Source organism: Chitinophaga sp. CF418 (assembly GCF_900142925.1).
Classification (GTDB): domain Bacteria; phylum Bacteroidota; class Bacteroidia; order Chitinophagales; family Chitinophagaceae; genus Chitinophaga.
The window spans coordinates 72,020-87,876 of the sequence record NZ_FRCN01000014.1 but is presented as its reverse complement, the minus strand read 5'-3'; the positions used below and the strand labels follow the sequence as shown (position 1 = coordinate 87,876).

14 protein-coding genes are annotated in these 15,857 nt (G+C 45.0%); 6 read left to right on the top strand and 8 right to left on the bottom strand.

What is annotated here, in order from left to right:
- Positions 1–25 precede the first annotated feature (25 nt).
- The 3 genes from mrdA to F3I09_RS26705 are packed head-to-tail and all read left to right on the top strand — an operon-like array spanning position 26 to position 4,041.
- Complete coding sequence (gene mrdA, locus F3I09_RS26715; protein WP_149698119.1) at positions 26–1,981, top strand: penicillin-binding protein 2; 1,956 nt, start codon at positions 26–28, stop codon at positions 1,979–1,981.
- A gap of 6 nt (positions 1,982–1,987) precedes the next feature.
- Positions 1,988–3,277: a rod shape-determining protein RodA gene (gene rodA / locus F3I09_RS26710; RefSeq protein WP_149698118.1), complete on the top strand. Its 1,290-nt coding sequence runs from the start codon at positions 1,988–1,990 to the stop codon at positions 3,275–3,277.
- Positions 3,278–3,294: 17 nt separating this feature from the next.
- Positions 3,295–4,041, top strand: coding sequence for an MBL fold metallo-hydrolase (locus F3I09_RS26705; RefSeq protein WP_223233395.1), 747 nt, complete (start codon positions 3,295–3,297; stop codon positions 4,039–4,041).
- A gap of 69 nt (positions 4,042–4,110) precedes the next feature.
- On the opposite strand, the gene F3I09_RS26700 is transcribed toward F3I09_RS26705, so the two are convergent.
- The 8 genes from F3I09_RS26700 to F3I09_RS26665 all read right to left on the bottom strand — a co-directional run bounded on the left by F3I09_RS26700 (position 4,111) and on the right by F3I09_RS26665 (position 11,215).
- Entirely contained in the window at positions 4,111–4,590 is a 480-nt protein-coding gene (locus F3I09_RS26700) for a hypothetical protein (protein ID WP_149698117.1), read from the bottom strand.
- Between the two features lies 1 nt (position 4,591).
- Complete coding sequence (locus tag F3I09_RS26695; protein WP_149698116.1) at positions 4,592–5,515, bottom strand: hypothetical protein; 924 nt, start codon at positions 5,513–5,515, stop codon at positions 4,592–4,594.
- Between the two features lie 102 nt (positions 5,516–5,617).
- The gene (locus F3I09_RS26690) at positions 5,618–6,169 is read right to left on the bottom strand and encodes an RNA polymerase sigma factor (protein WP_149698115.1); all 552 of its coding nucleotides are present in this window, start codon (positions 6,167–6,169) and stop codon (positions 5,618–5,620) included.
- 78 nt (positions 6,170–6,247) lie between these two features.
- The gene (locus F3I09_RS26685) at positions 6,248–7,210 is read right to left on the bottom strand and encodes a transketolase family protein (RefSeq protein WP_149698114.1); all 963 of its coding nucleotides are present in this window, start codon (positions 7,208–7,210) and stop codon (positions 6,248–6,250) included.
- A 53-nt stretch (positions 7,211–7,263) separates the two neighbouring features.
- Entirely contained in the window at positions 7,264–8,292 is a 1,029-nt protein-coding gene (gene galE, locus F3I09_RS26680; protein ID WP_149698113.1) for a UDP-glucose 4-epimerase GalE, read from the bottom strand.
- Positions 8,293–8,448: 156 nt separating this feature from the next.
- Entirely contained in the window at positions 8,449–9,318 is an 870-nt protein-coding gene (gene rfbA / locus F3I09_RS26675) for a glucose-1-phosphate thymidylyltransferase RfbA (RefSeq protein WP_149698112.1), read from the bottom strand.
- A gap of 187 nt (positions 9,319–9,505) precedes the next feature.
- Positions 9,506–10,510 carry an inorganic phosphate transporter gene (locus F3I09_RS26670; RefSeq protein ID WP_149698111.1) on the bottom strand — a complete coding sequence of 335 codons (1,005 nt, stop codon included), beginning with the start codon at positions 10,508–10,510 and terminating at the stop codon, positions 9,506–9,508.
- Between the two features lie 51 nt (positions 10,511–10,561).
- Entirely contained in the window at positions 10,562–11,215 is a 654-nt protein-coding gene (locus F3I09_RS26665) for a DUF47 domain-containing protein (protein WP_149698110.1), read from the bottom strand.
- A 247-nt stretch (positions 11,216–11,462) separates the two neighbouring features.
- Here F3I09_RS26665 and F3I09_RS26660 point away from each other — a divergent pair, with 247 nt between their 5' ends.
- From F3I09_RS26660 to F3I09_RS26650, 3 genes are all read left to right on the top strand, one after another.
- Positions 11,463–12,299: a UDP-2,3-diacylglucosamine diphosphatase gene (locus tag F3I09_RS26660; protein WP_149698109.1), complete on the top strand. Its 837-nt coding sequence runs from the start codon at positions 11,463–11,465 to the stop codon at positions 12,297–12,299.
- Between the two features lie 228 nt (positions 12,300–12,527).
- Positions 12,528–12,848, top strand: coding sequence for a hypothetical protein (locus F3I09_RS26655; RefSeq protein WP_149698108.1), 321 nt, complete (start codon positions 12,528–12,530; stop codon positions 12,846–12,848).
- A gap of 200 nt (positions 12,849–13,048) precedes the next feature.
- Entirely contained in the window at positions 13,049–15,838 is a 2,790-nt protein-coding gene (locus tag F3I09_RS26650) for a TonB-dependent receptor (protein ID WP_149698107.1), read from the top strand.
- Positions 15,839–15,857: the final 19 nt, after the last annotated feature.

Genomic DNA, 15,857 nt, shown 5'->3' with positions numbered 1-15,857 from the left:
AAGTGGCCACATTATTTCAGCGTAAATGTCTGTCTATAATCAGCCCAGGAAAAGAGTAATACAGTTTATCATCCTTGGAATGGTAATATTGATTATTACCAGGTTGTTCTTTTTGCAGGTAGTGGAAAAGAAATATTCCAAGCTGGCGGATGCCAACGCGGTGCTCCGCAAAGTGGTGTACCCCAGCCGTGGTATTATCTTTGACCGCAAGGGCAGGAGTATCCTCAGCAACGATGCTATGTATGACCTCGTGGTAACACCGATCAATGTGAAGAACATTGATACGGCTTACATGTGTGAGATCCTCCAGATCGATAAGGAAGAATTCAGAAGACGTATCACAGGGGCTATTATTAAGAATGGCAGCCGTCGTGTATCTGTATTTGCTTCCCTGCTGCCGCCCGAAATGTTCGGTCGCCTGCAGGAAAGTATGTATATGTTCCAGCCGGGTTTCGAGCTGGTACAACGCCAGATCCGCTCCTACCCCTTCAATGCTGCTGCCAACATCCTCGGTTATATCGGAGAGGTATCTCCCCAGATGTTACAGAAGCCTGCCTACAGCGCTTATAACCAGGGGGACTACCTGGGTATGACCGGCCTGGAAAGAACATATGAAAGTGTGCTGATGGGCCAGCGTGGTATACAATATCTCGTAAAAGATAATCTGAACCGCCCGCAGGGCCCTTATGAAAAAGGCGAGTTCGATACTGCGGCTATTGCCGGTAAGAACCTCCGTCTGGCGCTTGACGTTGATCTCCAGGTACTGGGTGAACACCTGATGCGTAACAAGATCGGTAGTATCGTAGCCATCGATCCCCGCACAGGAGGTATTCTGACCATGGTGAGCGCTCCTACCTTCGACCCGAACCTGTTGACAGGCTCCTACCGTGCCCGTAACTTCAGCAGATTGTTCTCAGATACGACAAAACCATTGTTTAACCGTGCTATACAGGCAGGTTATCCACCGGGATCGTCGATGAAACCACTGACAGCCCTGATTGCGTTGGACGAAGGTGTGATTACACCCAGTTTTGGCTTCCCTTGCTTCGGCGCTTACACCTACTGTGGCCGTGCTATTGCTTGTACGCACCACAATGCGGGGCACGCAGCCAATCTGCGACTGGCTATTGCCAACTCCTGTAACGCCTACTTCGTACACCTGTACCGTATGGAGGTGGATGCCGCCAAATGGGGAGGTGTGAAGAAAGGGCACCAGAAATGGCATGACTATATTTCTTCTTTCGGCCTTGGGCACAGACTTGGAGTGGATATCCCGGGTGAATCTCCCGGTAAGGCAATTGATACAGCCGGTATGAATAAACTGTACCGCGGTCAATGGAACTCCTGTTCAGAACTGTACGTGGGTATGGGCCAGGGCCAGGTAGTAGCAACTCCGATGCAGATGGCGAACGCTATGTGTATTATCGCCAATAAAGGTTATTACTATCTGCCGCATTTCGTGGATAAGATCGATAATGACGATACTGAACTGCTGACAAAATTCAGAGAGAAACATACTGTGGCGCACGTATCCGACTCTTCCTATATGCCGGTAATATATGGTATGGAGGATGTGGTGGAAAGAGGTACCGGTGTATCCGCAAAAATAGAAGGTGAGATCGTGTGTGGTAAAACAGGTACGGCTGAGAATAACGCCATCGTGAACGGAAAGCTGGCAAAACTGAAGAACCACTCTGTATTCGTGGCATTCGCCCCCAGGGATAATCCGAAGATCGCAATTGCAGTGATCGTAGAGAACGCTGGTTTCGGTAGTACTTATGCAGCGCCTATCGCCAGTCTGATCATGGAGAAATACCTGCATGATACAATTTCTGTGAAGCGTAAGCCACAGATGAAAACATTGCTGGAATACAATACACTGGACCCTGTAGTAAGGGAAAAATCCAAGCTTGACTCATTGAATGGAGCCAGCGCTAAAATGACATCAGACGAGATACTTAAACTTTATTTCCGGGATTAATCAGTTATGAACCGTCGGCAGCAAATAAAATTGACAGAAGGTATTGACTGGCCTATCATGGGCCTTTACATGGGGATCGTATTTGTGGGGTTGTTATCTATCTTCGCGGCTGAGTACAGAGAGGGAGATAACATCTGGAATGATATCATCCACCTGAATAAAAACTATTCCCGCCAGCTGATGTGGCTGGGCGTGTCGGCCGTATTGGCTACCATCATCTGGCTGACAGACAGTAAGTTCTTCACCGCTACGGCCAACCTGCTGTATGCCGGTGGTTTACTCCTGTTGTTGCTGGTATTGGGCATCGGTAAGGATGTGAAAGGGTCACAATCCTGGCTGGTGTTGGGTGGTTTCCAGTTTCAGCCGGCGGAGCTGACAAAGCTCTGTACCAACCTGGCCCTGGCCAAGTATCTCTCCTCCATCGAAACGGATTTTACCAAACTGCGTTCCAGGCTGATAGCCGTCTCTCTGGCGCTGATACCTTGTGTTATTATCATCCTGCAGTCAGAAACAGGACTGGCGCTGGTATATTTCTCCTTCTTCCTGGTGATGTACAGGGAAGGCCTGCCAGGCGTACTGCTGGTGATCGCCTTCTCCGGGATCGTGCTGGTATTGTCAGCCCTGCTGGTAGATAAAAACATCCTCTTCATCATATTCTCAGTCATCACGGTACTGGTGATCTATTTCAGTCGCCGGGAAATAAAACGTAACCGTTCCAGGCTGGCCCTGATACTGGGTATCTGGGCATTCTGTTCTGTGTTTGTGATGTTTGTAGTGCCTTTTGCTTTCACCAAAGTGCTGAAAGACTACCAGGTACGCCGTATTGAGGTAATGCTGGGCAAGGAGAACGATCCGAAGGCAACTTACAATACCCGTCAGAGTATGATTGCCATCGGTTCCGGTGGTTTCATAGGGAAAGGGTATCTGAAGGGCACCCAGACCCGTTACGATTTCGTGCCTGAACAAAGCACTGACTTTATCTTCTGTACCATAGGTGAAGATTTTGGCTTCTTTGGTTCTGTTATATTTATAGGTCTTTATGTGGCCCTGCTCTTACGGATCATTTTTGTGGCGGAGCGACAGCGATCGACATTCAGCCGTGTGTATGCCTATGGGGTGGCCAGCATTGTCTTTTTCCACATGGCCATTAATATATCCATGACCATCGGTCTGGCGCCGGTGATCGGGATCCCGCTGCCACTGGTTAGTTATGGAGGTTCGTCCCTGATGACATTCACTATGTTAATTTTTATCATGCTACGATTGGATGCTGACAGGCAGATGGTATTACGATAGTTACATATCTTTGGGGAATGGCACGTATTATACCATTATCAGAAGGGGCTTTTACAGTAGACGGAACAAAGAAGTTTATTCCTTATAATCCGGAGACAGATTCAATGCAGCAGCGCTCCGGCGGCTCGCTGCTGGTAGAGATCCAACCATTTTTAGTGATCACAGATCAGGATTATATCCTGCTGGACGCTGGCCTGGGCTATCGTAATTCCGATGGCATTTTGCAGATACACCAGCACCTGATCGACAACGGCGTTAATCCGATGGACATCACCAAAGTGCTGATGAGCCATTTACATAAAGATCATTCCGGCGGTATCTCTATCGTAGATCCTGTCACCGGCGAGCGTAGCCTGAGTTTTCCACAAGCCACCTATTATGTGAACAGGCATGAAATGGATTACGCTTTAGAGCACGACGGGAAATCCTATCATGCAGAAGATGTCCGCATCCTGAAGGAAAAAGACAATGTCATTTTCACAGAGGGGGATGGCACTATTGATGACTACATTACTTATGAAGTGACCGGGGGACATTGCCCATATCATCAGGTCTTCCTGATAGATACCGGCGACGATAAAATATTTTTCGGAGGAGACGAAGCCCCCCAGGTTTCATATATGAAACGTCGTTTTGCAGCAAAGTATGATTATGATGGAAAGCGGAGTATGGAACTACGTGAGCAGTTTAAACAGCGTAGCGCCCTTGAAGGATGGACTTTCCTGTTTTATCATGATACGAAGCTGCCCTTTGGGAAACTCTGAGCCGTGCAGTACCTGTATCCGCCTGTGGAGCACGAACCGGTGCTCCTTTTTTATTTTTATCGTCTGATATTATTGTCTGAATCTTCTTGCTCCCGGGCCTCCCAGATTTCTGGCTTGTCTGTCTTTCATGGTCCGGATCAGTTGGTTACGGAATTCCCGTTCTGATCTGAATACCACCCCTGCTTTTGCCGCTGGCAATACTTTTTGAAATTCCTGGCTGTAATGCGTTTTGATGTCCAGCATACGGCGTTCATATCCCAATTCTTTATCATCAGCAGGCTGGATATCTGTTTGGGGAACTTTGTTCCGCTTGCGGCGTTCCGCAATGAGAATCTCAACTTCCTTGGTATATTGATTATATAGCGGCCAGAATTTCTGTGCTTCGTCGGGGGTGAGGTCCAGTTTTTGGGATAGGTACGCTATTTCCGCTGCACGGATGCGATCCCTGATCTCAGCGTCGCTACCTTGACCTTGTTGTGCCTGACTAGCAGGAGGGCGGCAAAACAATGAGAGTGTGATTAATATAACTAATGTGTAAAGTTTTTTCATCTCAGTTGTCTGTTAGGCTTTCGTTTAACAAACCGGTGTTATCTAAATAATGTTGTATGGCTTCTGCTGGTAATTCTTCTACTTCCGAAATAGCGTTACCTTCTTCTATTAAAGGCGTATAATTGGTTAATTCTTCCTTATCAAAAGCGTCCGAATGGGACTGCAGGTATTCCATGATCTCCTGATCGCTGACATTAGCCAGGGTACTTTCTATTGCATTGGTATTGTGGCGGTTACCTCTGATAAAGAACAGGGTACTTACGCTTACCAGTGCTACCAGGCAGGCGGCCACAGCCCATCCCATGTACTTGCGGACATTCATTCTACGGACAACCGGGTTATGAACAGGCGCTGATACATCAGCAATGCCAGCCATTACGCTGGTGCTCAGCTGGTCAAAATAACCGGTTGGCACCGATAAAGGCATCGTTTTGGGTATACCGGCCAGTAACGGTGATATGGCGGCCAGTTCTTCCTGTATGGCTGTTGTAGATGCGGCCGCCGCAGCACCTTCTGTTTCAGCTATGCGGGCCATTATTACCGCGTCCAGTTGGTCAAAATAACCGGCAGGCGCAGACATGGGGAATGCTTTTGGCATTCCTGCCAGGATGGAAGATACTTCTTCTGCGTCTGGCAGCGTCTGCTGCTCAGTAGTGATGTTTTGGATGATCTGTTGTGACAGGTGCTCAAAATAGCCCGGAGGAACAGATAAAGGGACAGACTTCGGTACGCCGGCCAGCAGTGGAGAGAGCATTTCCAGCTCTTCCTGTACTTCGGCAGTACGTACCTTCTGCAGGATCAGACCCGGCAGCTGTTCAAAGTAACCAGCCGGAACGCCTCCGTGGGAGGGCTTCAGCGTAGTCCATTGAGCATCAGGGATGATTTCCCGCAGTTCGTTCGCAATATCGTTGTCTCTGGATATCATACAGATTTTAGACAGTAGAAGATAGCAATAGTTTAAACAGGTCGTAGTTTCGTCTCCAAAAAAATGCAATTCACCTCATAAAAGTACGAAGATGTCGCATTTTCAGCTATTACGGATGAACTCTTCAATCTTTTTTACGGCGTGATGGTAGGAGGCTTTGAGTGCGCCTTCGGAGGTATCAAGCACACGGCTCATTTCTTCATAGGGCATCTCATCATAGTACCTCAGATTAAATACAATTCTTTGTTTTTCAGGCAGTGCCAGAATAGCCCTTTGCAGTTTCCACTCAAGTTTGTTGGGATCGAATTGAGCGTCTGCTTTCAGGGTATTGCTAAGACCTGTTTCTACGTCTGACAGTGATATTGAATTGTTTTTCTTTTGCTTTTCCAGGAAAGTGAGGCACTCATTGGTGGCTATCTTATATAACCAGGTGTATAACTGGGCATCTTCACGGAATCCTTCCAGGTTCTTCCAGACCTTTACAAACACATTCTGCAATACATCATTGGCGTCATCGTGGTCCAGCACCAGCCTTCTGATATGCCAGTAAAGCCGTTCCTGGTATTTCTGGATGATACAAGTAAAACCCTTCTCCTTAGTAGCAGGATCCCTGTACGTTGCCAATAGTGTCTTATCATCCTGATGTATGCTCATTCTTAGGTTAAATGGTTTTACATAAAAAAAACCACCTGTAAGATGGTTTTTTTTATGTAAGGTTTAATCCGGTACAGATTATTTCTTCTTTCTTGCTATTGCTTTTTCAGCAGCAGCAACGATATGATCTGTATCCAGGCCATATTTTTTCAACAGATCCAGTGGTTTACCACTTTCACCGAAAGTATCGTTGGTACCTACATATTCGATAGGAATTGGATTGTGGCGGGCCGCTACCTGTGCAATACTATCGCCCAGACCTCCCAGTACGTTATGCTCTTCAGCGGTTACAGCGCAACCGGTTTTAGAGATAGAACGGACTACAGCTTCTTCATCCAGCGGTTTGATAGTGTGAATATTGATGATCTCAACACTGTAACCTCTTTCTTCCAGGATCTTACCTGCTTCGACAGATAACCATACCATGTGGCCACAAGCGAACAGGGTGATATCTGTTCCTTCATGCAGCACCTGTGCTTTACCTACTTCAAATTTCTGATCTTCAGGAGTGAAGTTAGGCCATTTCGGACGGCCAAAACGGAGATACACTGGTCCTTCGTAGTCGGCTACGGCAATAGTAGCAGCTTTAGTCTGGTTGAAATCGCATGGAACGATCACGGTCATGCCCGGGAGCATTTTCATCATCCCGATATCTTCCAGGATCTGGTGGGTAGCACCATCTTCACCAAGTGTTAAACCGGCGTGAGATGCGCAGATCTTTACATTCTTGTTGGAATAGGCAACAGACTGACGGATCTGGTCGTATACACGGCCTGTAGAAAAGTTAGCAAATGTAGTTGTATAAGGGATCTTACCACCGATGGTCATACCGGCAGCTATGCCTATCATATTTGCTTCAGCAATACCTACCTGTACGAAGCGGTCTGGAAACTCCTTAATAAAGGCATTCAGTTTCATCGAACCCAACAGGTCAGCAGTCAGTGCTACTACATTCGGATTTTTACGCCCAGCTTCCAATATACCTTCTCCAAAGCCTGCGCGTGTCTCTTTCTCATTTAACGGTTTAATATCTTTTACCATAGCCTTATATTAAGAATTGTGTCGTAAATGTAAGAAATAAACTTTTTAATTTTTTAATTGCTAAGAACCCTGTCTCTTAAAGCAACTTCCCACTGCCAGGCAGTACGCATCATATCTTCTATACCAATATTCGGTTCCCAGCCCAGTAACTGTTTGGCTTTATTATTATTGGCATAGATAGCGATCACATCGCCCGGGCGGCGGGGGCCCAGTTCATAGTTCAGTTTTACACCGGAGATCTTTTCAAAGGCCTTGATAGCTTCCAGCACGGTTACGCCGTTGCCGGTACCCAGGTTGAAGATTTCACAGTTGTCTGTATTCTTTTGGTCCAGCAGGTACTGCAGGGCCCTTGTATGAGCATTGGCAATATCCATTACATGGATATAATCGCGGATGCAGGAGCCATCGCGGGTATCGTAGTCGTGACCAAATACTGTCAGCTTAGGGATCTTGCCGATAGCTGTCTGGGTAATAACCGGTACGAGGTTGTCCGGACGGCCCAGTGGCAGTTCTCCGATCAGTGCAGACGGGTGGGCACCTACGGGGTTAAAGTAGCGCAGCAGGATAGATTGGGTATCATTCACTCTGCTGTAGTCCTGGATCATCTGTTCGCCCATTTGTTTGGTGCGGGCGTACGGAGATTGTGCTTCTCCCAGTGGAGTGGCCTCTACTACGGGCAGCTCTTTGGTATTGCCATATACGGAGCAGGAAGAGGAGAATACCAGGTTAGGGATATTGAACTCTTTCACACACTTCAGTACATTTACCAGGGAAGAAAGGTTATTATGGAAATAAAATAACGGATCAGCTACGGATTCAGGAACTGTTTTGAGCGCTGCAAAGTGGATCACACCTACGATATCACGGTTTTCGTGGAATACAGCATGTGTATCTTCCAGGTTGCAGAGGTCTACCTTATAGTTACGGATCTTTTTGCCTGTGATCTTTTCGATACCGTCAAGCAGTTGTGTGCTGCTGCGGATGTTGCTGTCTACTGAAACTACGTCAAAGCCATTGTTAATCAGATCTACGATAGTGTGCGCGCCAATATAACCACAACCACCGGTAACAAGAACCTTCATATGTGTTTATTTTTTTTAAATGTTTTAGGATTAATTACAATCAGATGTGCAAAGAACCTGGAATTAAGGAGCCGGGATCTAAGCCCGTAAACGCTGATTTTGATAATTGAGTTACGAATGTACGGTTCCTAATCCTTAATTCTTAATTTTCATTGTTCAGATTTTATGTTCAATGATCTTTTCCAGGTATTGTCCATAGCCGCTTTTCAGCAATGGCCGGGTAAGTGTCTGCAATTGTTCCAGGGAAATAAAGCCCTGTTTATAAGCAATTTCCTCTATGCAGGCAATCTTAATACCCTGGCGTTGCTCGATGACCTGTACAAACTGTGAGGCCTGCATCAGGGAGTCAAAGGTGCCGGTGTCCAGCCAGGCCGTACCACGGGGCAGGATAGACACTTTCAGTTTGCCACGGCGCAGGTATTCCCTGTTCACATCGGTGATCTCGTATTCCCCGCGTGGGCTGGGCTTCAGATCTGCTGCTATTTTAATCACATCATTATCATAGAAGTATAATCCGGGTACTGCATAACTGCTTTTGGGCTGTTGTGGCTTTTCCTCGATGGACACCGCCTGCATCTTCTCATCAAACTCCACCACCCCATAGCGTTCCGGATCAGATACCTGGTAGGCGTACACGATGCCTCCATCGGGTTTCACGTTGTTGGCCAGCTGTGTACCCAGGCCGGCGCCGTAGAAGATATTATCACCCAGTACCAATGCTACATTATCATCTCCAATAAAGTCACGGCCTATTACAAACGCCTGCGCCAGACCATTGGGAAGCGGTTGTTCCGCGTAGGTCAGCTTCAAACCAAGTTGCTCACCGTTACCGAATAATCTTTTGAAAGCGGGCAGGTCATGTGGTGTAGAAATGATCAGGATCTCTCTTATACCAGCCAGCATCAGTGTGGAAAGTGGGTAATAAATCATTGGTTTATCATAAACCGGCATGATTTGTTTGCTGATGGCATAGGTAATGGGGTGTAAACGAGTCCCGGAACCTCCGGCCAGTATAATACCTTTCATAGCATTTGTTATAAGAATGAATAATAAAAAATAGGTTCTTCAAAAGCCCTACAAAAATAGGGGGCTCTGTGATAAAAAAAAGGAAAAACTCAAAAAGCGGATGTAGTAAAAGAGAAAGCCCTCCGGTCATTCCATTAGTAATGGGCGACGCCGGAGGGCTTATTATAATAAGTAGTGATACCTTCTATCAGAAGAAAAGATTGACTACAAGGTACACAGCAGCAGCCAGTAATGCACTGATAGGAATGGTCAATATCCAGGCCCAGAGCAGGCTTACTGTTACCCCCCAGCGTACGGCGGAGAGACGTTTCGTAGCTCCCACCCCGATAATAGAACCGGTAATGGTGTGGGTGGTACTCACAGGAATACCCAGTGTTTCTGTGAGATAAAGTGTTATCGCACCCGCAGTTTCCGCAGCCACACCTTCCAGCGGTGTTACCTTGGTGATACGGGACCCCATGGTTTTAACGATCTTCCAGCCACCGCTCATGGTACCGAGGGCTATGGCAACGAAGCAGGATAATGGCACCCAGTTCGGAACCTGGGTAACATCGTCAATAGTACCGTGGGCTACCAGTGCGGCAGCGATGATACCCATTACTTTCTGGGCATCGTTACCACCGTGAGCAAGGCTCAGTGCACCTGAAGATACCAGCTGTAAACGCTTGAACCAGTTTTCCGCCCTGAATGGATTTGCCTTACGGCAGACGTTCATAATAATAATGGTGATCACAAAAGCCACAATCATCCCGATGAAAGGAGCGAGGGCAATGAAGTAGATAATCGGCATTACCTTGGCATAGTTGATCACATCAAAAGATCCATGGGCAGCTGCTATGGCAGCACCTATAAAACCACCAATAAGGGTATGTGAAGAACTGGAAGGTATACCATACCACCAGGTCAGCAGGTTCCAGGAAATGGCCGCTATCAGGCCGCAAAGGATCACTTTCAGGGTAATGAACTGTTCAAAAACCGATTTAGCGATCGTGTTACCTACCTTGAACTCTCCGTAAACATATTTGGAAATAAAGAAAGCTGCAAAGTTAAATACCGCAGCCCACAGTACTGCCTGAAATGGAGTCAGCACCTTGGTGGATACGATGGTAGCTATAGAGTTAGCCGCATCATGAAAGCCGTTAATATAATCAAAGATGAACGCCAGTATAATGATGGAGACAAGTAAGGTCATTAGAAAGTAGTTTGCATTAAATAGGCAGGCTGGAGATGCATAATCTATTGATTATGCATATTTTATGATGATGGACTCTATCACGTTGGCACAATCTTCGCATTTATCTGTGGCGATTTCCAGGGCCTGGTACAGTTCACGCATTTTCAGCAGTTCACCTGCATTGTTGGCTTCTTTCTCGAACAGATCTGCGATAGCCATGTCATAGATGTCATCCGCATGGTTCTCCAGGCTATTGATCCTTACACAGGCATCCGTGATGTTACGCATGTTGGACATGGTACGCAGTTCAGGGATTGCTTTGTGCAATTCCAGGGTACCCTGGTAGATCAGGTCAGCCAGTTTACGAACACTTTCGTTGATTTCCATTACTTTATACAGGTCCAGTCTTTTTGCGGAGCCATGTATATAATCAGCCACGTCGTCCAGTGTAGCCGCCAGGTGGTGGATGTCTTCACGGTCAAATGGAGTAATGAAGTTCTGGCCCAGTTCCACAAAGATGCGATGAGTAAAATCGTCATTCTTGTGCTCCAATCGCTCAATCAGATGGGTTTTGTCCTTACGTACTGACATGTCTGTAGCGGAAACCAGTTCAACCAACACCTTTCCCATTTCTACCAGGTTGGCAGACACATCCTCGAATAATGAATAAAAAACCCTGTCTTTTGGTATAAATAACTTTACAAAAGAATTGAAGCCTCCCATACTCTTTGTTTGAAATTTGGCGCAAATTTAGCTTTCCGCGGGCAATACCTCCAAGAAAAAATTATCCTTAATGATTCCTTAACACTGGATTAATATAAAAGTAATATAGCAATTTTTTCTTTGTATTGTGAAAAAAGGCTGCTTGTGATGAGGTCGTCCCTACACCTGTAGCCGTTTTCAGCGGACTAAACTATTTTTCACCAAACCTAACAACTGCCCGGTTTTTTCGGTTCAATCCTCATTAAAAATGTCTGATAAGCGCCCTCTTGATATTGTTGTGATATCTGATGTACATCTCGGAATTTACGGTTGTCACGCCAAGGAATTGGTACAATACCTGGATAGTATTGATCCTAAGATATTGGTACTGAACGGGGATATCATTGATATCTGGCAGTTTAGCAAACGCTATTTCCCGAAAGCACACACAAAAGTGATCCGCAGGATACTGAAAATGACTGGCAAGGGAACTGAGGTCTACTACCTGACAGGTAACCACGATGAAGCCCTGCGCAAATTTGCCGGTTTCGGACTGGGCAACCTGGTTATTGACAATAAACTGATCCTGGAGGTGGATGGGAAAAGGCACTGGTTCTTCCATGGCGATGTTTACGACGTGACCATGAAGAACTCAAAGTGGCTGGCCAAACTGGGAGGAAAGGGCTATGACCTGTTGATAATCATCAATAGGTTGGTTAATAATGTTTTAGAGCGAATGGGGAAAGAGAAAATGAGCTTTTCCAAGAAAGTGAAACATGGTGTGAAACAGGCAGTTAAGTTTATTTCCGATTTTGAGCAGGTAGTAGCTGAAATAGCGATCGATAAAGAATTCGATGTGGTGTGTTGTGGGCATATCCACCAGCCTATCATCAAAGAAATGCAACATAACGGTAAATCCGTCACTTATCTTAATTCCGGAGACTGGGTGGAAAGCCTTACCTCTCTGGAGTATACCAATGGACAATGGACACTTTACCAATACCCCGTATCCAAAACACGTGTTGTATTACCGGAAGAGGAGGAAGATGCTTCAGGCATGCCCTGGGGAGATATTTCCAAGGTGATCAGCTTCCCACAACAATAGCTCATATATAAATCGTTGTTATTTAACATTTATTTATGATATGATAACAACTGCTTAATATTCACTTAATACTGAGCTATTAAGTTTGTGATATTATATATTCAGTGATCCGACTGGTAATGCTAACATAAATAGAAGATGAAAATATTGAAGTTACATCCGCTAATGACAGTTTCGCTGTTACAAATGCAGTTTCAGCGACTGCTTTCGTGTAACATAGCAGTTTACATGCGTAATTCACCGGCCAATGCATTTGACACATTGGGAGAAGCCGGCTTCCCTGAAGAGATGCTGATTGAATTTCCTATCGATGAAACTTTAAGCCTGAGAGAGTTTGAAGAAGAACTGGAAGACAAGTTCAATTTTACACTGGAGCTTTGTAATAAGGATAATAAGCCGTTTACAAATAAAAGCATACATCTGTTCCAGTTAATCGCTTCGTTGTCAGATGGAAGAATACATAATAATGAATACAACGCGCAGCTTGATATCACGCTTGAAAGATTATTGAACAATAATCGTCAGGGACCGCAGCAGATTGCCTGTTAGTCCGGAAGCGTTAGCATTACCGCCCCTAACTTATTTATTATTACTATCCTGTGAGCCTTAACTATCCTGATCATGTTAACTATTTTTTAATCATTCCTTAACAATTAACATTCTGGTAACCTTCCTGTAACACTTCGGTAACACACCCACGATACTTTTGCGCCAGTAATTTCTATCAACTCACAGAATCAGCTTATATCGTGAAACATTCTTTTGTGTCTGCACTGTTGTGTGTATGCCTTCTTTTGAGCTCCTTCCTTTCCGCGTTTGCTGTAGTAGATAATGGGAAAGTAACAGGTAAAGTAACTGACCAGAAAACAGGTGAAGCCCTGATAGGCGTTACCGTTATTGTACAGGGTACATCGACAGGTGCGGTTACTGACGTAGAGGGCCGTTATACCTTAAATCTCGCTCCCGGTACCTACACCCTGGAGTTTAAATACATGGGTTACCAGACCAAAGCAGTAAGCGAAGTGGTGGTAGGTCCCGGCGCTCCCACACAGTTGCCTGTGATCATGGATGAACCTAAATCAAAGGATCTGAAGGAAGTAGTGATCAGAGGTTCTTTCAAACAGGAAACCATTAATGCGTTGTATGTTGCGCAGAAGAATAACGTAGCTGTATCCAGCGGTATCTCTGCAGAACAGATCAAAGCTTCTCCTGATAAAAATACAGGCGAAGTATTAAAACGTGTGAGCGGCGCAAGTATTCAGGATAATAAATTCGTAGTAGTGCGTGGTTTAACTGATCGTTATAACAACGCTACTATGAACAACGTACTGCTGCCAAGTACAGAACCTGACAGAAAATCTTTCTCTTTCGATATCATCCCTTCCGGCTTGATCGATAACATGGTGATCAACAAAACCGCTACACCTGATAAACCAGGCGACTTTGCGGGTGGTTTGATCCAGGTAAGTACAAAAGATTTTCCAGAGGAGAAATTTGTGACTGCTTCAGTTGGTATGTCTGTGAATACACTGTCTACATTTAAAGATGCGAAGACAGGTATGAGAGGTTCTGGTGATTACTGGACATTTGGTAACAGTGAAAGAAAATTGCCTTCAGGGGTTCCTGCTACTGCTGAAGATTTTAATAATGTATCAGGAAAAGCGCAGGATGATCTGAACAGGTCCTTTAAGAACAACTGGAAAATAAACAAGACTACCGTTGCTCCTGGTACCAGTTTACAGTTGACAGCTGGTAATACAAAATATTATGGTGAGCGTAAATTTGGTTATGTATTCTCTCTCACACATAGCCATAGTGAACGTAATGAGTTTGCAGAGCGTAATGATTATGATATAGACAATCATGTTTATAAACGTCATAACATTGATACGAGCAATAAATACTCAAGTGCCTTAGGTGCTGTGGCAAACTTTGCATACAGCTACAAGAATAGCAAGATCTCTTTCAAGAATATTTATAACCGTATTCTTGATAATAATACTGTACTGCGGCAGGTGGCTACCGATCCTAATCCGCCTTTCCACTATCTGTCACAGTCATACCTGCTGAACCTGGTGCAGCGTTATATCCTTTCTTCTACTTTACAGGGTGAACATGGATTGGGCAATAACAGAAGAATAGAATGGATGGTGAACTATTCCAACACCAACCGCCAGGAACCAGACATCCGTATTTCCAACTATACAGATAGTCATGCTATCATCAATCAGCCGGTAAATGGTGGCTCTTCCCGAGGCTTCTTCAAAGTGAACGACGATATCTTTAATGCTGGAGCTTCATACCAGTTCCCATTAGTAAAGGATAACAAAGATCATTCCCTGAAGATAGGTGGATTTGAACAGTACAGAAAGCGTTTCTCCAGCTACAGACCATTATCATATCAATCCGCATCTGGATTCCCATATGATAAACTGACTGCCAGTCCTTATGAATTGTTTTCAAATGAGAACCTGGGTAGCAATGGTATTTATCTGTTAGATAATACTTCACCTTCCGGTATCTATGATGCTTCGTCCAATCTGACAGCCGGATACTTCATGTTTGATAATTTCATTACGAAGAAGCTGAGAGTAATATGGGGACTTCGTTATGAGTCTTACAGACAACAACTGAAGCCGAAAACCACTGTAGGTTCAGGATCTTATACTACAGATACTACTTACAGCAGCTTCCTGCCATCTGCTAACTTCGTATATGCACTGACTGATAAGTCAAATCTGAGGTTGTCATATTCCAACACTGTTGCAAGACCGGAATTCCGAGAAATAGCATCTTTCAGTTTCTTCGATTTCCAGAATACTGCTGCTGTTTTTGGTAATCCAAGATTGAAGCAGACACGTATCAGCAACATCGACCTGCGTTATGAGTTATATCCCGGAGCAGGAGAGACTTTTGCAGTGGCTGTGTTCTATAAGAAATTCAAGAATCCAATTTCTGAGTCCTGGTATAGTCTTGACAACAACGACCGTACTTACATCAACCTGGATGATGCAAACACTTTTGGTGCAGAACTGGAAGTTCGTAAGAACCTGGAGTTTGCCATAGGGAACTGGGGAAAGAATTCATATGTTTTCGCAAACGGAGCATATATCCATTCTTCCATCAAGAATCCTAACCAGACAGTGCGTAACATCAATGGTGAAACAAGACGTATGCCTGGTCAGTCTCCTTACCTGATCAACGCCGGCTTGCAGATCAACAATCCTAATAATGATATGGGTGTAACCATCCTGTACAACAGGATTGGCCCAAGGATCAACATTGTGGGAGATGACAGCAGCAACAAGCTGGATATCTTTGAAAATTCAAGGAACCTGCTCGACCTGCAACTTAGCAAACGGCTGTTTAAAAAGAACGCAGAAATAAAACTGAATATCTCTGATATTTTAAACAACCCATACGTGTTGTACCAGAACAAGGACAACAAGAAGAGCTATTCAAAGGGGACAGATTATGTGTTCTACACATACAAATACGGGACAAACTTCTCATTGAGTTTCTCTTATACATTCCATTAATAAGTTGATCATTTCATAA

Excerpts from the sequence above, each read along its gene's own strand:
- F3I09_RS26690 (WP_149698115.1), bottom strand. The coding sequence starts at position 6,169 with ATGAGCATACATCAGGATGATAAGACACTATTGGCAACGTACAGGGAT.
- F3I09_RS26655 (WP_149698108.1), top strand. The coding sequence starts at position 12,528 with ATGCGTAATTCACCGGCCAATGCATTTGACACATTGGGAGAAGCCGGC.
- F3I09_RS26685 (WP_149698114.1), bottom strand. The coding sequence starts at position 7,210 with ATGGTAAAAGATATTAAACCGTTAAATGAGAAAGAGACACGCGCAGGC.
- F3I09_RS26695 (WP_149698116.1), bottom strand. The coding sequence starts at position 5,515 with ATGATATCCAGAGACAACGATATTGCGAACGAACTGCGGGAAATCATC.
- rfbA (WP_149698112.1), bottom strand. The coding sequence starts at position 9,318 with ATGAAAGGTATTATACTGGCCGGAGGTTCCGGGACTCGTTTACACCCC.
- F3I09_RS26665 (WP_149698110.1), bottom strand. The coding sequence starts at position 11,215 with ATGGGAGGCTTCAATTCTTTTGTAAAGTTATTTATACCAAAAGACAGG.
- F3I09_RS26705 (WP_223233395.1), top strand. The coding sequence starts at position 3,295 with ATGGCACGTATTATACCATTATCAGAAGGGGCTTTTACAGTAGACGGA.
- F3I09_RS26660 (WP_149698109.1), top strand. The coding sequence starts at position 11,463 with ATGTCTGATAAGCGCCCTCTTGATATTGTTGTGATATCTGATGTACAT.
- mrdA (WP_149698119.1), top strand. The coding sequence starts at position 26 with ATGTCTGTCTATAATCAGCCCAGGAAAAGAGTAATACAGTTTATCATC.
- galE (WP_149698113.1), bottom strand. The coding sequence starts at position 8,292 with ATGAAGGTTCTTGTTACCGGTGGTTGTGGTTATATTGGCGCGCACACT.
- F3I09_RS26670 (WP_149698111.1), bottom strand. The coding sequence starts at position 10,510 with ATGACCTTACTTGTCTCCATCATTATACTGGCGTTCATCTTTGATTAT.
- rodA (WP_149698118.1), top strand. The coding sequence starts at position 1,988 with ATGAACCGTCGGCAGCAAATAAAATTGACAGAAGGTATTGACTGGCCT.
- F3I09_RS26700 (WP_149698117.1), bottom strand. The coding sequence starts at position 4,590 with ATGAAAAAACTTTACACATTAGTTATATTAATCACACTCTCATTGTTT.